Below are 16,464 nucleotides of genomic sequence, written 5' to 3'. Positions count from 1 at the left end.
TCCCTGAATTTGTAGGGCGGGTAAGCGCAGCGCACCCGCCTCTTTTACGCCTTTTGCGCCTTTACGCCTCCCGCTGTGCGGTTAATTCGGCGATACGTACAATCACCTGCACTGCTTTTTCCATTCCTTCCAGCGTCGCAAACTCATGCTTGCCGTGATAATTGTACCCGCCGGTGAAAATGTTCGGGCATGGCAGGCCCATAAACGACAGCTGCGCGCCGTCGGTGCCGCCGCGAATCGGCTTTAACTGCGGCTCCATGCCGCAATCGACAATCGCCTGGCGCGCAATCTCGATGATATGCGGATGCTCCGCCACCTTCTCGCTCATATTGTAATAGCTGTCCTCGATGGCAAGCTCAATATAACAATCCGGGTGCAGCCCTTTACCGACCTGTTTCGCGATATCCATCATACGGCGTTTGCGCGCTTCGAAATTCTCGCGATCAAAATCACGGATGATGTAATGCATCTCGGCGCGATCCACCGAGCCTTTCATGGTGTGCAGATGATAAAACCCCTCGTACCCTTCGGTGCACTCCGGGCTTTCGTCGGCGGGCACCAGCGCATGAATACGCGCGGCGAGCGACAGCGCGTTCACCATCACGCCTTTGGCGCTGCCGGGGTGCACGTTGTTGCCAACGATTTTGATGGTCACCGAGGCCGCGTTGAAATTCTCATACTCCAGCTCGCCGATACCGCTGCCGTCCATGGTGTATGCCCAGCGCGCATCAAACGCTTCAACGTCAAAATACTTCGCCCCCTTGCCCACCTCTTCATCCGGCGTAAAGGCCACGCGAATATCGCCGTGGGGAATGTTTTTCTGCGAAAGCGTCGCCATGGCGGTCATGATCTCTGCGACACCCGCTTTATCATCCGCGCCTAACAGCGTTTTGCCGTCGGTGGTGATAAGCGTGTGGCCGAGCAACTGATGGAGCACCGGAAACATCACCGGTGAGAGGATCTCTTCGCCGGTGCCGAGCGCGATATCCCCGCCGCGGTAGTTTTCAACGATTTGCGGGTTCACGTTTTTGGCGGTGAAATCTGGCGAGGTATCGACATGAGAAATGAATCCGATGGGCGGGACGGGTTTATCTACGTTGGCGGGCAGCGTGCCCATCAACGTGCCGTGTTCGCTTAGCGACACGTTAACCATGCCCAGTTCTTCCATCTGGTTCTTCAGCAGGTTTAACAGCTTCCACTGGCTTTCGGTGCTGGGAACATGCTTCACCCCGGCCCGTGACTGGGTATCCATAGTGACATATTGCAGGAAACGTTCGAGTAATTTATCCATGTTCTCACCCCTGTTATTTTGTGACGTTATTATCATTAAGCATTAAAAGACAAATATTGTTTCAGGTCACCTTTCGCCCGGCGAAGAGGAATAATCCTGCGGGGAAAAAGGGGGTATCTCCTTCTTCATGCGCCTGACGTGACAGAAAACGTGGAAAACCACGCGAAACCGGCAAGAAAGCGTCTGTGGCATTGGCGATTTCAATGGTTTGCCGTAGAATGCCTGCCCTTATCACGTGCCAGACCCAAAGGTGGTTCATCACAAACCCCGCATCCGGTTTCTTCTTGATGCGTTTTTTACGGGACAGAGTCAAAAAATTGAATACACAGCCGCGCTCGCTTTCCCCGCTTCTGCAACTGGCGGATATCGGGAAAAGCTTTGATGGTAAAACCGTCATTTCTGATTTCTCACTGACCATCAATCATGGTGAATTCCTCACGCTCCTCGGCCCCTCCGGCTGCGGTAAAACCACCGTGCTGCGCCTTATCGCAGGCCTTGAGAACGCCGACGCCGGGCGGATCACGCTCGATGCACAGGACATCACCGACGTTCCCGCCGAGCATCGCCACGTCAATACCGTTTTCCAGAGCTACGCCCTGTTTCCGCATATGACGGTGTTTGAGAACGTCGCGTTTGGCCTGCGGATGCAAAAAACACCCACCGCTGAGATAACGCCGCGTGTGATGGATGCTTTAAAGATGGTGCAGCTTGAGGAATTTGCCCAGCGCAAACCGCATCAACTTTCCGGCGGCCAGCAGCAACGCGTGGCGATCGCCCGCGCCGTGGTCAATAAACCCCGCCTGCTGCTGCTTGATGAATCCCTCTCGGCGCTCGACTATAAACTGCGCAAACAGATGCAGAACGAGCTGAAAGCGCTGCAGCGCAAGCTGGGGATTACGTTTGTGTTCGTGACGCACGATCAGGAAGAAGCGCTGACGATGTCCGATCGCATCGTGGTGATGCGCGACGGGCGCATCGAGCAGGACGGCACGCCGCGCGAAATCTACGAAGAACCCAAAAACCTGTTTGTGGCGAGCTTTATCGGCGAGATCAATATTTTTGACGCCACCGTCATTGAGCGTATCGACGCGCAGCGCGTGCGCGCTAATGTCGAAGGCCGCGAATGCGTGCTGTATGTCGCCTTCCCGGTGACGGCGGGCCAGAAACTTAACGTGCTGCTGCGCCCGGAAGATCTGCGCGTTGAAGAGATTAACGGCGACGGCGAGGCCGACGGCCTGATAGGGTTTGTGCGCGAGCGCAACTATAAAGGCATGACGCTGGAATCGGTTGTTGAGCTGGAAAACGGCAAAATCGTGCTGGTTAGCGAATTCTTCAACGAAGATGACCCGGATTTTGACCACTCGCTCGATCAGAAAATGGCCGTGACCTGGGTGGAGAGCTGGGAGGTGGTGCTGGCCGATGAAAAGCTCGCGTAAATTCCAGAATGTGGTGATCGCCACCATCGTCGGCTGGCTGGTGCTGTTTGTTTTTCTGCCCAACCTGATGATCATCGCCACCAGCTTTCTCACCCGCGACGACGCGCATTTCGTAAGCCTGGTCTTTACACTGGATAACTACGCGCGCCTGCTCGACCCGCTCTATTTTCAGGTGCTGCTGCACTCGCTGAATATGGCACTACAGGCGACGCTGGCGTGTCTGGTGCTGGGTTACCCGTTTGCGTGGTTTCTGGCAAAGCTGCCCGCGAAAGTGCGCCCGCTGCTGCTGTTTTTGCTGATAGTCCCGTTCTGGACAAACTCGCTTATCCGGATTTACGGGCTGAAGCTGTTTCTCAGCACGCGCGGCTATCTGAACGAGTTTCTGCTGTGGCTTGGCGTTATCGACGCTCCGTTACGCATTATGTACACGCCATCCGCGGTGATTATCGGCCTGGTCTATATTCTGCTGCCGTTTATGGTGATGCCGCTCTACTCCAGCATCGAGAAGCTCGATAAGCCGCTGCTCGAAGCCGCAAAAGATCTCGGGGCCAGCAAACTGCAAACCTTTGTGCGCATCATTCTGCCGCTGACGATGCCGGGGATTATTGCCGGGTGTCTGCTGGTGATGCTGCCCGCGATGGGGCTGTTTTATGTCTCCGATCTGATGGGTGGCGCGAAAAACCTGCTTATCGGCAACGTTATCAAGAGCCAGTTCCTGAATATCCGCGACTGGCCGTTTGGCGCGGCCACCAGCATTACGCTGACGCTGGTGATGGGGCTGATGCTGCTGGTGTACTGGCGCGCCGCGCGCCTGCTTAACAAGAAGGTGGAACTGGAATGATCGGTCGCCTGCTGCGCGGCGGTTTTATGACCGCCATTTACGCTTATCTTTATATCCCGATCGTGATCCTGATTGTGAATTCGTTCAACAGCTCGCGTTTCGGCATTAACTGGCAGGGCTTTACCACCAACTGGTATAGCCTGCTGATGAATAACGACAGCCTGTTACAGGCCGCGCAACACTCGCTGACAATGGCGGTGTTTTCCGCCACGTTCGCGACCCTTATCGGCGCGCTGACGGCGGTCGCGCTCTACCGCTACCGTTTTCGCGGCAAACCGTTTGTCAGCGGCATGCTGTTTGTGGTGATGATGTCGCCCGATATCGTGATGGCGATTTCCCTGCTGGTGCTTTTTATGCTGGTGGGCATTCAGCTTGGCTTCTGGTCGCTGCTGTTCTCGCACATTACCTTCTGCCTGCCGTTTGTGGTCGTGACCGTCTATTCACGGCTGAAAGGCTTTGACGTGCGAATGCTTGAAGCGGCGCGCGATCTGGGTGCCAGCGAAATCACGATTCTGCGCAAAATCATTCTGCCGCTGGCGATGCCGGCGGTGGCGGCGGGCTGGCTGCTGAGCTTTACGCTGTCGATGGATGACGTGGTGGTGTCGTCGTTCGTGACGGGGCCGGGCTATGAAATCCTGCCGCTGAAAATTTACTCGATGGTCAAAGTGGGCGTGTCGCCGGAAGTGAACGCGCTCGCCACCATTCTGCTGATGCTGTCGCTGGTTCTCGTACTGGCAAGCCAGCTGATGCTTCGCGATAAAACGAAAAGCCTGCCTCGCCAGGCCTTAAATCCAGGGGACGTAAAATGAAAAAATGGTCACGCCACCTGCTTGCTGCGGGTGCTCTGGCGTTCGGCATGAGCGCCGCGCATGCTGATGACAAAAATACGCTCTATTTCTACAACTGGACCGAGTATGTGCCGCCGGGCCTGCTTGAGCAGTTCACGAAGGAGACGGGCATTAAGGTTATCTATTCGACCTATGAATCGAATGAAACCATGTACGCCAAGCTGAAGACCTATCAGCAGGGCGCCTACGATCTCGTGGTGCCGTCCACCTACTTTGTCGACAAGATGCGCAAAGAAGGAATGATCCAGAAGATCGACAAGAGCAAGCTGTCGAATTTTCACAATCTGGATCCGGCGATGCTGAATAAGCCTTTCGATCCGAATAACGACTACTCCATTCCCTACATCTGGGGCGCGACGGCGATTGGCGTGAACAGCGACGCCATCGATCCGAAAAGCGTGACCTCCTGGGCCGATCTCTGGAAGCCGGAATACAAAGGCAGCCTGCTGTTGACCGACGATGCGCGCGAAGTGTTCCAGATGGCGCTGCGTAAGCTCGGGCTTTCCGGCAATACCACCGATCCGAAAGAGATTGAAGCCGCCTATAACGAGCTGAAAAAGCTGATGCCAAACGTGGCGGCGTTTAACTCCGACAACCCGGCGAACCCGTATCTGGAAGGCGAAGTGAATCTCGGTATGGTGTGGAACGGCTCCGCGTGGGTCGCTCGTCAGGCGGGCGCGCCGCTGGATGTCGTCTGGCCGAAAGAAGGCGGGATCTTCTGGATGGACAGCCTCGCTATCCCGGCGAATGCGAAGAATGTGGAAGGCGCGCATAAGCTGATTAACTTCCTGCTGCGCCCGGATGTGGCGAAACAGGTCGCTGAGACCATCGGTTACCCGACGCCAAACCTGGCGGCCCGTAAGCTTCTGAAGAAAGAGGTGGCGGAAGATAAGTCGCTCTATCCGGACGAAGCTACCATCAAGAAGGGCGAATGGCAGAACGATGTCGGCGACGCCAGCGCGATTTACGAGTCGTATTACCAGAAGTTAAAGGCGGGACGGTAAGTTTCATTGTGGTGAAAAGGTGGGTGCGCTTCGCTTACCCACCCTACGAAAACCGGTTAATGTTCTGTGTAGGGCGGGTAAGCGAAGCGCACCCGCCGTTTCCCTCTGACATCCCTGTCGTCACAGACCTTTCAACAGCTTCTCGACATACTCCGGCACCACCTGGCTTGCCAGCCCGTAATGCTTCTCTTCGAACTCGCTGCCGACCTGGCTTGGCTCAAGGTTCAGCTCCACGGTATGCGCGCCCTGAAGCTTCGCTTCATGCACGAATCCGGCGGCCGGATAAACGTGCCCGGAGGTGCCGATGGCGATAAACACATCGGCGCGCGCGAGTGCCTCATAAATACGATCCATCCCGAGCGGCATCTCGCCGAACCACACTACGTGCGGGCGCAGCGGCGCGGGGAACTGGCAGCAGTGGCATTTATCGCCAGGCGTCACGTCGCCCGTCCACTCCAGCACCTGCCCGCTCTGCGAACAGCGCACTTTCAGCAATTCGCCATGCATATGCACCACATTTTTGCTGCCCGCGCGCTCGTGCAGGTTATCGATATTCTGGGTGACCAGTAAAAAGCGGTCGCCGAGCGCCTCTTCCAGCCGCGCCAGCGCCAGATGCGCCGCGTTAGGCTTGATCTCCGGCTGCTGCAGCTGGCGGCGTCTGGCGTTGTAGAATTCCTGCACCAGCTGCGGATTACGCGCGAACCCTTCCGGCGTTGCCACATCCTCCACGCGATGCTCTTCCCACAGGCCGTCAGCGGCGCGGAACGTGCGAATGCCCGATTCCGCCGAGATCCCCGCCCCGGTTAAGACCACTACCACAGGTTTATTCATCACTTCAGGTGTCATAATTCTGTCCCGGAAAAAAATACGCTGGCGCAAGCGCTCGCGCAGCCGACGTTTATTCCTTCGAAACCGGCCCAGCCGGTGCAGACGACGCGATTGCATTTCAACTCCGTGAGCGTGTGAGATGGAGAAAAGCCGCACCGCGCATACCGCCCGCGTCGCCGTGGCGCGCCTGCTCAATACGCGGCACTTTCGCAACGGGCAGCAGATACGCAGGCAGCTTCGCGCTAAGCGCCGTTGTCAGATGCGAAAACCCCGACAGCCCGCCGCCGAGCACCACCAGATGCGGGTCCAGCACGGTCAACAGACTCGCGACACAGGCCGCCAGCAGGTCGGTATAACGCTCAACATGCGCCTGCGCCTGCGTGTCACCCTGCTGCCAGCGGGCAATGATTTGCGGCGCGTCCAGTGATTCATGGTAGAAGTGATGCCAGAGCCATGCAAAGCCCCGACCGGAAAGATAATTCTCAATACAGCCGTGTTGCCCGCAGCCGCAGCGGATAAGCGGAATATCGCGCCCGAGGATGGCGAGCGCGTCCACCGGCAGCCGGATATGGCCGAATTCGCCCGTGATAAAGCTGCGCCCGGTCAATGGTTTGCCCTCGACAATCACGCCGCCGCCGACACCAGTGCCGAGGATAAGCCCCATCACAACAGGATAGGCGCTGAACTCATCGTCCCAGGCCTCGGAGAGCGCAAAACAGTTGGCGTCGTTATCGATACGCACGTCGCGCCCGAGCCGCGCGCTGAGATCGCGCCTCACCGCCCTGCCGCTGGCGGCGGGCAGATTGGCGGCATACAGCAGGCCGTCGTCCGTTTCCGGGATGCCGGGAATGCCAACGCCGACATGCCCCGCGCCGCCAAAGCGGCGGTCAGCCTCTGCCACCAGCGCGCTGATGGCGTCGAGAAAGTTCTCGTAGCTATCATGCGGCGTCGCGACGCGGGTTTGCCATTGCAGACGCCGCGCGTCATCGTATACACCGAGGGCGATTTTGCTGCCGCCAATGTCAAACCCGTAATACATCCGCCGCTCCCTGAATTATTGTCCGCTCAGTACCCGCGCCGGATCGATGCGGCTCGCGCGCCGTGCCGGATACCAGCTCGCCAGCAGGCTCAGCACCAGCGCCGTCAGCAGCACATAGACCACGTCGAGCACGTGCAGCTCCGAAGGCAGGAAGTCGATAAAGTAAATGTCACCCGAGAGGAAATGATGGCCGATCAGTTTTTCAATCCCGTGAATGATAGCGGTCAACTGCCACGACGCCAGCACACCCACCACCACGCCGCTGACCGAGCCGAGCAGCCCGGCGAGCAGTCCGTACCAGACGAAAATCGCACGGATAAGCCCGTCTTTCGCACCGAGCGTACGCAGCACCGCGATGTCGCTGCTTTTATCTTTCACCGCCATCACCAGCGTCGAGACGATGTTAAAGCAGGCGACGCCAATCACCAGCACCATCGCCAGATACATAATCGCGCGGATCATCTGGATATCGCGGTACATGTAGCCGTAGGTGTTGATCCAGCTTTTGATATAGACATAGGCATCCGTCACCTGACCCGCGTCGCGCACCAGTTGATTCGCGTTAAAGACGTCATTCACCTTGATGGCGATGCCCGTGACACTGTCACCGAGGTTCAGATAGCCCTGCGCATCGGCCAGCGGCACCATTGCAAAGCTGTGATCGAGCTGGCCGCTCAGTTGCAGAATGCCTGCCACCTGCAAACGCACGCGTTTGGGCTGCAACAGCTTATGGTCGGCGTCAGAATTCGGGATCATGATAGAGAGCCAGTCGCCCTGCTTCACTTTCAGCGCATCCGCAACACCTTTACCGATAATGATTTGCTGTTTGCCCGCCTGAAAACTTTGCCAGGCGTTGTTCTGCACATAATGCGGCAGCGCGCTTAAACGCTGCTCCTGCGCCGGATCAACGCCTTTCACCTGAATGGCGCGCAGGTTCGCTCCGCTCTCCACCAGCCCGGTAAAGTTGACATACGGCGCCGCCGCGACGATGCCGTTGACCTTCTCAACGCGCGTCACAACATCCTGCCAGCCGCGCCACGGCTGCTCCACCGGCTCGATTTCACCATGCGGCACGACCGCCAGAATGCGATTGTTCAGCTCGCGCTCAAAGCCGTTCATGGCGCTTAAGCCCACAATCAGCACCGCCACGCCAAGCGCGATGCCAATCGTTGAAATAACGGAGATAAGCGACACCATGCCGCTGCGTCTGCGTCCCCGGCTAAAGCGCAGACCAATCAGTAATGATAACGGGGAAGCCATTACGCCCTCCCCATCAGGGTCAGCTCAGGGTTCAGGTGCCCGTCGCGCATCTCCAGCTGGCGCGACAGCCGTTTCGCCAGTAGCAGATCGTGCGTCACCACCAGAAAGGCGGTGCCCTGGGTTTTATTCAGCTCGCCGAGCAGGTCGAAAATGCTGTCGGCGTTGCGGGCGTCGAGGTTGCCGGTCGGTTCATCCGCCAGCACCAGACGCGGATTATTCACCAGCGCGCGAGCAATCGCGACGCGCTGGCGCTCGCCGCCGGAAAGCTCAGACGGACGGTGGTTGCTGCGGTGCGCGAGCCCCACGGCGTCCAGCATCGCGAGCGCCCGGCGCTCGGTCTCGGCCTTCGGCGCTTTGCCGATAAGCAGCGGCATCGCCACGTTTTCCATCGCGGTGAAATCGGGAAGCAGATGGTGGAACTGGTAGATAAAACCAAGCTCGCGGTTACGCAGCTCCGCTTTGGCGGAAGAAGAGAGCGTGCTCAGCGCCCGACCGCTGAAAATCACGTCGCCGGAAGTCGGTGTATCCAGCCCGCCCAGCAGGTGCAACAGCGTACTTTTACCGGAGCCGGAGCTGCCGACAATTGCCATCATTTCGCCCGCGTCGATGCTGAAGCTGACGTTGTGCAACACATCCGTTTGCACTTTGCCTTCCTGGTAGCGTTTGCACAGGTTGTCGCACTGTAACAGCACAGAATTACTCATAACGTAAAGCCTCAGCGGGTTCGGTGGCGGCAGCGCGCCAGGAAGGATAAAGCGTGGACAACAGCGCGACGGCCATCGCCGAGAGCGCAATACCGATGACCTGCCACGGTTCGATAACGACTGGCAGCGCAGCGCCATCAAGGAACGCGCCAATCACCGGCATCAAATTATTTAACTGGCTGGCAAGGAGCGCGCCGAGCAGCGCGCCAAACAGCGCGCCGATAACGCCCGCGCTGGCCCCCTGCACCATAAACACCGCCATGATCTGACGGCGCGTCAGGCCCTGGGTTTGCAGAATAGCCACTTCGCCCTGCTTCTCCATCACCATCAGCCCGAGCGACGTAATGATGTTAAACGCGGCGACGGCGACAATCAGGCTTAGCAGCAGGCCCATCATGTTTTTCTCCATGCGCACGGCCTGGAACAGCTCGCCTTTACGCTCGCGCCAGTCCTGCCACTGCGTGCCGGGCGGTAACGTCTGCTGGCTCAGCGTATCCACTTTCAGCGGCTCATTCAGCCACAGTCGCCAGCCGGTGATATTTCCTGCCGGGTAGCGCATCAGGCGTGAAGCGTCCTGAATATTGACCAGCATCTGATAGCCATCCACTTCGCTGTTGGCGGCGAAAGTGCCGATAACGGTGAAGAGACGCTGGCTCGGCAGGCGGCCCATTGGCGTGAACTGACTGGCGGACGGCACCATCAGGCGCAGCTGGTCGCCGCGTTTCACGCCAAGCTGGCCCGCAAGCTGCTCGCCGAGAATGATGTTGTATTTCCCGGCGGTCAGATCCTGCTGGTTGACGTTGACCAGATACGGCGTCAGCGGGTCGCGCTGCGCCGGGTCAATCCCCAGCATCACACCGACCGCCACGCTGCGGGCGCTTTGCAGCACCACATCGCCGGTGGTTAGCGGCGCGATACGGTTAACGCCCTGCAGGTGGAGGCTGTCGGCAGGCAGTTGCTGCGGGTTGACAGAGCCTTTGGATGAACTGATAAGCGCCTGCGGCATCAGCCCGAGAATGTTGTTTTGCAGTTCTCGCTCGAAACCATTCATCACCGAGAGCACGGTCACCAGCGCCAGCACGCCGAGCGTGATGCCGATAGTGGAGAGCCAGGAGACGAAACGGCCGAAGCGGTCTGCTGCACGCCCGCGCATATAGCGCAGGCCGATAAATAACGCGACAGGTTGATACATGAAATCCGTCTTGTACGGTTGCTAATGCAAAGTGATCAACGATAATAAAGCCCAGATCTGATTTATGGAACCACTAACCCACTCTGTCGCCGGGTTTTTATCCCGGACAAGCGGCACAACCGGAGCACGCTTCGCCTTCTATGCCTGAACAATATCGTTACTCTCTGCCCGTCAAAGCGGGCGATCAGCGTCAACTGGGTGAACTGACCGGCGCGGCCTGCGCCGTTGAGGTGGCGGAAATGGCGGAACGCCATGCCGGCCCGCTGGTGCTTATCGCGCCGGATATGCAAACCGCCCTGCGTCTGCACGATGAAATTCAACAATTTACCGAAAGCCTGGTGATGAACCTGGCTGACTGGGAGACGCTGCCGTATGACAGCTTCTCGCCGCACCAGGAGATTATCTCCTCGCGCCTGTCGACGCTCTATCAGCTGCCCGGTATGCAGCGCGGCGTGCTGATCCTGCCGGTGAATACGCTGATGCAGCGCGTCTGCCCGCACAGCTTCCTCCACGGCCACGCGCTGGTGATGCAAAAAGGCCAGCAGCTTTCACGCGACACCCTGCGCGCGCAGCTGGACCAGGCGGGCTATCGCCATGTGGATCAGGTGATGGCGCATGGCGAATACGCCACCCGCGGCGCGCTGCTCGATCTCTACCCGATGGGCAGCGAACAACCCTACCGCATCGACTTTTTCGACGACGAAATCGACAGCCTGCGGCTGTTTGACGTCGATACCCAGCGCACGCTCGAAGAGGTGGAAGCGATAAATCTGCTGCCCGCGCACGAATTCCCGACCGATAAAGCGGCCATAGAGCTGTTCCGCAGCCAGTGGCGCGACCGTTTCGAGGTCAAGCGCGACCCGGAGCATATCTACCAACAGGTGAGCAAAGGCACCTTGCCCGCAGGTATTGAATACTGGCAGCCGCTGTTCTTTAGCGAGCCGCTGCCGCCGCTGTTCAGCTATTTTCCGAAAAATACGCTGGTGGTGAGCACGGGCGATCTGGAAGCGAGCGCCGACCGCTTCTGGGCCGATGCCGTGGCGCGCTTTGAGAACCGCGGCGTCGACCCGATGCGCCCGCTGTTGCCGCCAGAAGCACTCTGGCTGCGCACCGATGAACTTCATGCGCAGTTAAAAGCCTGGCCGCGCGTGCAGCTGAAAACCGAGGCGCTGGCCGATAAAGCCGCCAATACCAATCTGGGCTACCAGCCGCTGCCGGATATCGCGGTGCAGGCGCAGCAGAAATCGCCGCTCGACAGCCTGCGCCGCTTTCTGGAGTCCTTCACCGGCCCGGTGATTTTCTCGGTGGAAAGTGAAGGCCGCCGCGAGGCGCTCTCGGAGCTCCTTTCGCGCATTAAAGTCATGCCGAAGCGCCTTCTGCGGCTTGAAGACGCGCAGGCGGGTGAGCGCTATCTGAGCATCGGCGCGTCGGAGCGCGGATTTATCGATACCCTGCGCCAGCGCGCGTTTATCTGCGAGAGCGATCTGCTGGGCGAGCGCGTCACGCGCCGCCGCCAGGAGAGCCGCCGCACCATTAACCCGGATACGCTCATCCGCAACCTGGCGGAGCTGCGCCCCGGCCAGCCGGTGGTGCATCTGGAGCATGGCGTGGGCCGCTACGCCGGGCTGACGACGCTTGAGGCAGGCGGCATCACGGCGGAATACCTGATGCTCACCTATGCCAACGACGCGAAGCTCTATGTGCCGGTGTCGTCGCTGCATCTCATCAGCCGCTACGCAGGCGGTGCCGAAGAGAACGCGCCGCTGCACAAGCTTGGCGGCGACGCGTGGTCGAAAGCGCGCCAGAAAGCGGCGGAAAAAGTGCGCGATGTGGCGGCGGAGCTGCTGGATATCTACGCCCAGCGCGCCGCGAAATCCGGTTTCGCCTTTAAGCATGACAAAGAGCAGTATCAGCTCTTCTGCGAAGGGTTTCCGTTTGAAACCACGCCCGATCAGGCGCAGGCGATTAACGCAGTGCTGAGCGACATGTGCCAGCCGCTGGCGATGGATCGTCTGGTGTGCGGCGACGTGGGCTTCGGTAAAACCGAAGTCGCGATGCGCGCGGCGTTCCTGGCGGTCGAGAACAATAAACAGGTGGCGGTGCTGGTGCCGACCACGCTTCTGGCCCAGCAGCATTACGACAACTTCCGCGATCGCTTCGCCAACTGGCCGGTGCGCATTGAGTTACTGTCGCGCTTTCGCAGCGCCAAAGAGCAGGCGCAGGTGCTGGAACAGGCCGCTGAAGGCAAAGTCGATATTCTTATCGGCACCCACAAGCTGTTGCAGAGCGACGTCAAAATGAAAGATCTCGGTCTTTTGATTGTCGATGAAGAACACCGCTTCGGGGTGCGTCACAAAGAACGTATTAAAGCGATGCGCGCCGATGTGGATATTCTGACGCTCACCGCGACGCCTATTCCGCGCACGCTGAACATGGCGATGAGCGGCATGCGTGACCTGTCGATTATCGCCACGCCGCCCGCGCGTCGTCTGGCGGTGAAAACCTTCGTGCGCGAGTATGACAATCTGGTCGTGCGCGAGGCCATCCTGCGTGAAGTGTTGCGCGGCGGTCAGGTCTATTACCTCTACAATGATGTCGAGAATATCCAGAAGGCCGCCGAGCGGCTGGCGAATCTGGTGCCGGAGGCACGCATCGCCATCGGTCACGGCCAGATGCGCGAGCGCGAGCTTGAGCGGGTGATGAACGATTTCCATCATCAGCGCTTTAACGTGCTGGTGTGCACCACGATCATCGAAACCGGTATCGATATTCCGACCGCCAATACCATTATCATCGAGCGCGCCGATCATTTTGGTCTCGCCCAGCTGCACCAGCTGCGCGGCCGCGTCGGGCGATCGCATCATCAGGCATATGCGTGGCTGCTGACGCCGCCGCCGAAGGCGATGACCACCGACGCGCAGAAGCGTCTTGAGGCGATCGCGTCGCTGGAAGATCTCGGCGCGGGCTTTGCGCTCGCGACGCACGATCTGGAGATTCGCGGCGCGGGCGAGCTGCTGGGCGAAGATCAGAGCGGTCAGATGGAAACCATCGGCTTCTCACTCTATATGGAGCTTCTGGAAAACGCGGTGGACGCGCTGAAAGCCGGGCGCGAGCCGTCGCTTGAAGATCTCACCAGTCAGCAGACGGAAGTAGAACTGCGGATGCCATCGCTACTGCCGGAGGCGTTTATCCCGGATGTGAACACGCGCCTGTCGTTCTATAAGCGCATCGCCAGCGCCAAAAAAGAGCAGGAACTTGAAGAGATCAAAGTGGAGCTTATCGACCGCTTTGGCCTGCTGCCGGACCCGGCGCGCAATCTGCTGGATATCGCGGCCCTGCGCCAGCAGGCGCAGAAGCTTGGCGTGCGTAAAATTGAGGCTAACGAGAAAGGCGGCACCATTGAGTTTGCCGAGAAAAATCATGTCGATCCGGGCTGGCTTATCGGCCTGCTGCAAAAAGAGCCACAGCATTACCGCCTCGACGGGCCGACACGCCTGAAATTCTTCCGCGAGCTGGAAGAGCGGAAAACCCGAATGGAATGGGTGCGTCAGTTTATGGCGCAACTCGCCGAACACTCGCTGCCTTAAATCCTTCACGCACCCGCGCGGGGCGTAACTTTACAATCCTTTGCAATCGTCCAGGGTTTCCCTGGACGAAGCCCCGCCATACTTCTCTCTTTATGTATGTATTACAAAAACTTCTCCGCCTTTGGGATCTGTAAATGAAAAGAGAACACGCGCGTTTTTCTCGCTGGCTGTCATGGCTGGCGCTTGTCGCTGGCATGACGTTTGGCGCAAGCCAGGCGCTGGCGAATACTTACCCTCTCCCCGCACCAGGCAGCCGGTTGATTGGCGAAACCCTCTACCACACGGTGGCGGACGATGGCGGCTCGCTGGAGGCGATCGCCAAACGCTATAACGTCGGCTTTCTGGCGCTGTTGCAGGCCAATCCCGGCGTTGATCCGTATGTGCCGCGCGCGGGTAGCGTGCTGACCATTCCGCGCCAGATGCTGCTGCCGGACGCCCCGCGCGAAGGCATTCTGATTAATCTTGCCGAGCTGCGGCTCTACTATTTTGCGCCAGGCGAGAACACAGTGACCGTCTACCCGATTGGCATCGGCCAGCTTGACGGCGACACGCTCACGCCAACCATGCAGACCACGGTATCGCAAAAGCGCGCCAACCCGACCTGGACGCCGACGGCCAATATTCGCGCACGTTATAAAGCACAAGGGATCGATTTACCGGCCGTGATGCCTGCCGGGCCGGACAACCCGATGGGCCATCACGCCATTCGCCTTGCAGCTTACGGCGGCGTCTATCTGCTGCACGGCACGAATGCGGATTTCGGTATCGGCATGCGCGTCAGCTCGGGCTGTATCCGTCTGCGCGATGACGACATCAAACACCTGTTCAGCGCAGTGCCGGTCGGTACGCGCGTCAATATCATCAACGCGCCGGTGAAAGCGTCTGTCGAGCCGGACGGGCGTCGGTTTGTTGAAGTCCATCAGCCGCTCTCAAAGCGCATCGAGGATGACCCGAAAACGCTGCCGATTACTCTCAACGCGACGCTCAAAACTTTTGAAGCCGCAGAGCAAACCGACCGCGAGGTGATGGAACAGGCGCTGCGACTGCGCTCCGGCATACCGGTTAACGTCACTGCTCATCCGCCAGCGCCTGCCAGCGACGCCATCTGAAACAAAAAAGGCCCTGTCCGGAGACAGGGCCTTTTAACAGGTGATCTTGAGGGCTTATTTATAGATGACAGCGGTGCCGTGCAGATTATTCGGGCCGTTAACAGAGGTGATACGGAACGATTTTGCGCCCATATCGTCAGCTTTCTGCGCAAGCTCGGCTTCCAGCGAGGACAGGTTAGTCCCTGCGGTCGCAGAGATGGTGCCCGCCTTTTGTTGACCTGCCGGGGTGGACTGCACCTCAACGGCAGCGACGCTTGCAAACGACAACGAACTCAGTACAGCGGCGGCGAACAGTGCTTTAACGGTTTTCATGTGGGTACCCTTTCGTTTGTAATGCGGATTTAGTTACGTGGTCGTTAATATTTATTTAATTAACGATCGATAGATAAAGGATAGTTGTGATCTGCATCACGTGTCAATATAATTTTTAACGATCGTTATTTTAATTACTGAAACGCCTGTCACGTACCCTGTGGCGCACCTGCAGCGCGGTTTTGCTGGTACTGCGGGGGCAAAAAGGGGTATTTTGGGGGCAGGTTTACATAAAGAGGTTAAACGGCACTATGACTACAGAAGCCCACAGTGGCGCTAAAAAAAGCCGTGGCCGACCAAAAGTGTTCGACAGGGAAGCGGCGCTTGATAAGGCCATGGCACTATTCTGGCAACACGGATACGAAGCGACGTCACTTGCGCACCTGGTCGAAGCGACTGGTGCCAAGGCACCCACGCTGTATGCGGAGTTCACCAATAAAGAGGGCTTGTTCCGGGCTGTGCTCGATCGCTATATCGCGCGTTTCGCACAGCAGCAGGAAACCCTGCTGTTTCACGCCGAAAAACGCGTCGACGAAGCGCTGCATGATTATCTGTGCGCGGTGGCACGCTGCTTCGCCAGCAAAGAGACGCCCGCAGGCTGTTTTATGGTCACCACCTCCGCTGCGCTGGCCGCCTCGTCAGAGGAGATTGCCGCCACGCTGAAAGCGCGTAATACGCAACGTGAGGCCATTTTGCTGCGGTTCTTCAGTGAACGTCAGGCGCAAAAGGAAATCCCGGAAAACTGCAATTTGCCTGCGCTGGTGCGCTTTATCAGTTGCCTGGTCCACGGCATGTCTGTCAGTGCCCGTGAAGGCGCGACGCAGGAAGAATTAATTGAGATCGTGAATATGACTATGCGGTTGTGGCCGCATCTGCTGTAAAGCAATTCTCTCCCTTCGTGAGCGGTGCCCGCCGCTCACCCTTCACATATAACCGCAATGAATACCATATTCCTTCTGGATCTCTTTTTCTGACGATCATTAATAGGTAAAAACTGGCAAATATATCCTCCA

14 protein-coding genes are annotated in these 16,464 nt (G+C 58.3%); 7 read left to right on the top strand and 7 right to left on the bottom strand.

The features are described 5' to 3' along the window. Positions 1-61: 61 nt before the first annotated feature. Positions 62-1,291 carry a peptidase T gene (pepT, locus tag G9X48_RS03015; RefSeq protein ID WP_097584043.1) on the bottom strand — a complete coding sequence of 410 codons (1,230 nt, stop codon included), beginning with the start codon at positions 1,289-1,291 and terminating at the stop codon, positions 62-64. Between the two features lie 287 nt (positions 1,292-1,578). Between pepT and potA the strand changes: the two genes are divergently transcribed. The 4 genes from potA to potD are packed head-to-tail and all read left to right on the top strand — an operon-like array spanning position 1,579 to position 5,420. After that, a complete protein-coding gene (gene potA / locus G9X48_RS03010; protein WP_085661039.1) occupies positions 1,579-2,727 on the top strand; it encodes a spermidine/putrescine ABC transporter ATP-binding protein PotA in 1,149 nt (382 codons plus the stop codon). Further along, positions 2,711-3,568, top strand: a complete 858-nt coding sequence (gene potB / locus G9X48_RS03005) for a spermidine/putrescine ABC transporter permease PotB (protein ID WP_085661038.1) — start codon at positions 2,711-2,713, stop codon at positions 3,566-3,568. Before potA ends, potB begins: the two co-directional genes overlap by 17 nt. Continuing rightward, entirely contained in the window at positions 3,565-4,377 is an 813-nt protein-coding gene (gene potC / locus G9X48_RS03000; RefSeq protein WP_004387333.1) for a spermidine/putrescine ABC transporter permease PotC, read from the top strand. Before potB ends, potC begins: the two co-directional genes overlap by 4 nt. Further along, a complete protein-coding gene (gene potD / locus G9X48_RS02995; protein ID WP_004387334.1) occupies positions 4,374-5,420 on the top strand; it encodes a spermidine/putrescine ABC transporter substrate-binding protein PotD in 1,047 nt (348 codons plus the stop codon). Before potC ends, potD begins: the two co-directional genes overlap by 4 nt. Positions 5,421-5,540: 120 nt before the next feature. Here potD and cobB read toward each other — a convergent pair whose 3' ends face one another. Genes cobB through lolC form a run of 5 tightly spaced genes read right to left on the bottom strand, consistent with a single transcriptional unit; the run spans position 5,541 to position 10,443 of the window. Continuing rightward, complete coding sequence (cobB, locus tag G9X48_RS02990) at positions 5,541-6,365, bottom strand: Sir2 family NAD+-dependent deacetylase (protein WP_007866857.1); 825 nt, start codon at positions 6,363-6,365, stop codon at positions 5,541-5,543. 1 nt (position 6,366) lies between these two features. Next, positions 6,367-7,287 carry an N-acetylglucosamine kinase gene (gene nagK / locus G9X48_RS02985; RefSeq protein ID WP_097640885.1) on the bottom strand — a complete coding sequence of 307 codons (921 nt, stop codon included), beginning with the start codon at positions 7,285-7,287 and terminating at the stop codon, positions 6,367-6,369. Between the two features lie 15 nt (positions 7,288-7,302). Next, a complete protein-coding gene (lolE, locus tag G9X48_RS02980) occupies positions 7,303-8,547 on the bottom strand; it encodes a lipoprotein-releasing ABC transporter permease subunit LolE (protein WP_054624632.1) in 1,245 nt (414 codons plus the stop codon). Then, a complete protein-coding gene (gene lolD / locus G9X48_RS02975; protein ID WP_014729124.1) occupies positions 8,547-9,251 on the bottom strand; it encodes a lipoprotein-releasing ABC transporter ATP-binding protein LolD in 705 nt (234 codons plus the stop codon). Before lolD ends, lolE begins: the two co-directional genes overlap by 1 nt. Beyond that, on the bottom strand, positions 9,244-10,443 hold the full coding sequence (gene lolC / locus G9X48_RS02970) for a lipoprotein-releasing ABC transporter permease subunit LolC (protein ID WP_097640884.1): 1,200 nt from the start codon (positions 10,441-10,443) through the stop codon (positions 9,244-9,246). Before lolC ends, lolD begins: the two co-directional genes overlap by 8 nt. A 140-nt stretch (positions 10,444-10,583) precedes the next feature. Between lolC and mfd the strand changes: the two genes are divergently transcribed. Together mfd and G9X48_RS02960 are read left to right on the top strand one after the other, a co-directional pair. Then, complete coding sequence (gene mfd, locus G9X48_RS02965) at positions 10,584-14,030, top strand: transcription-repair coupling factor (RefSeq protein WP_015386792.1); 3,447 nt, start codon at positions 10,584-10,586, stop codon at positions 14,028-14,030. Positions 14,031-14,164: 134 nt separating this feature from the next. Then, positions 14,165-15,139, top strand: a complete 975-nt coding sequence (locus G9X48_RS02960) for a L,D-transpeptidase family protein (protein WP_007898410.1) — start codon at positions 14,165-14,167, stop codon at positions 15,137-15,139. Between the two features lie 54 nt (positions 15,140-15,193). On the opposite strand, the gene bhsA is transcribed toward G9X48_RS02960, so the two are convergent. After that, positions 15,194-15,451: a multiple stress resistance protein BhsA gene (bhsA, locus tag G9X48_RS02955; RefSeq protein WP_007866836.1), complete on the bottom strand. Its 258-nt coding sequence runs from the start codon at positions 15,449-15,451 to the stop codon at positions 15,194-15,196. Between the two features lie 251 nt (positions 15,452-15,702). On the opposite strand from bhsA, the gene G9X48_RS02950 reads away from it, so the two are divergent. Continuing rightward, a complete protein-coding gene (locus G9X48_RS02950) occupies positions 15,703-16,332 on the top strand; it encodes a TetR/AcrR family transcriptional regulator (protein WP_004385175.1) in 630 nt (209 codons plus the stop codon). Positions 16,333-16,464: the final 132 nt, after the last annotated feature.

Source organism: Cronobacter sp. HA18006, assembly GCF_011605445.1.
Taxonomy (GTDB): Bacteria; Pseudomonadota; Gammaproteobacteria; order Enterobacterales; family Enterobacteriaceae; genus Cronobacter; species Cronobacter sakazakii.
This window is presented reverse-complemented; position numbering and strand designations above follow the sequence as displayed.

Coding starts and splice junctions, on each gene's coding strand:
- G9X48_RS02950 (WP_004385175.1), top strand. CDS start 15,703: ATGACTACAGAAGCCCACAGTGGCGCTAAAAAAAGCCGTGGCCGACCA.
- nagK (WP_097640885.1), bottom strand. CDS start 7,287: ATGTATTACGGGTTTGACATTGGCGGCAGCAAAATCGCCCTCGGTGTA.
- G9X48_RS02960 (WP_007898410.1), top strand. CDS start 14,165: ATGAAAAGAGAACACGCGCGTTTTTCTCGCTGGCTGTCATGGCTGGCG.
- pepT (WP_097584043.1), bottom strand. CDS start 1,291: ATGGATAAATTACTCGAACGTTTCCTGCAATATGTCACTATGGATACC.
- potD (WP_004387334.1), top strand. CDS start 4,374: ATGAAAAAATGGTCACGCCACCTGCTTGCTGCGGGTGCTCTGGCGTTC.
- lolD (WP_014729124.1), bottom strand. CDS start 9,251: ATGAGTAATTCTGTGCTGTTACAGTGCGACAACCTGTGCAAACGCTAC.
- cobB (WP_007866857.1), bottom strand. CDS start 6,365: ATGCAATCGCGTCGTCTGCACCGGCTGGGCCGGTTTCGAAGGAATAAA.
- potC (WP_004387333.1), top strand. CDS start 3,565: ATGATCGGTCGCCTGCTGCGCGGCGGTTTTATGACCGCCATTTACGCT.
- lolC (WP_097640884.1), bottom strand. CDS start 10,443: ATGTATCAACCTGTCGCGTTATTTATCGGCCTGCGCTATATGCGCGGG.
- bhsA (WP_007866836.1), bottom strand. CDS start 15,451: ATGAAAACCGTTAAAGCACTGTTCGCCGCCGCTGTACTGAGTTCGTTG.
- lolE (WP_054624632.1), bottom strand. CDS start 8,547: ATGGCTTCCCCGTTATCATTACTGATTGGTCTGCGCTTTAGCCGGGGA.
- mfd (WP_015386792.1), top strand. CDS start 10,584: ATGCCTGAACAATATCGTTACTCTCTGCCCGTCAAAGCGGGCGATCAG.
- potB (WP_085661038.1), top strand. CDS start 2,711: ATGAAAAGCTCGCGTAAATTCCAGAATGTGGTGATCGCCACCATCGTC.
- potA (WP_085661039.1), top strand. CDS start 1,579: ATGCGTTTTTTACGGGACAGAGTCAAAAAATTGAATACACAGCCGCGC.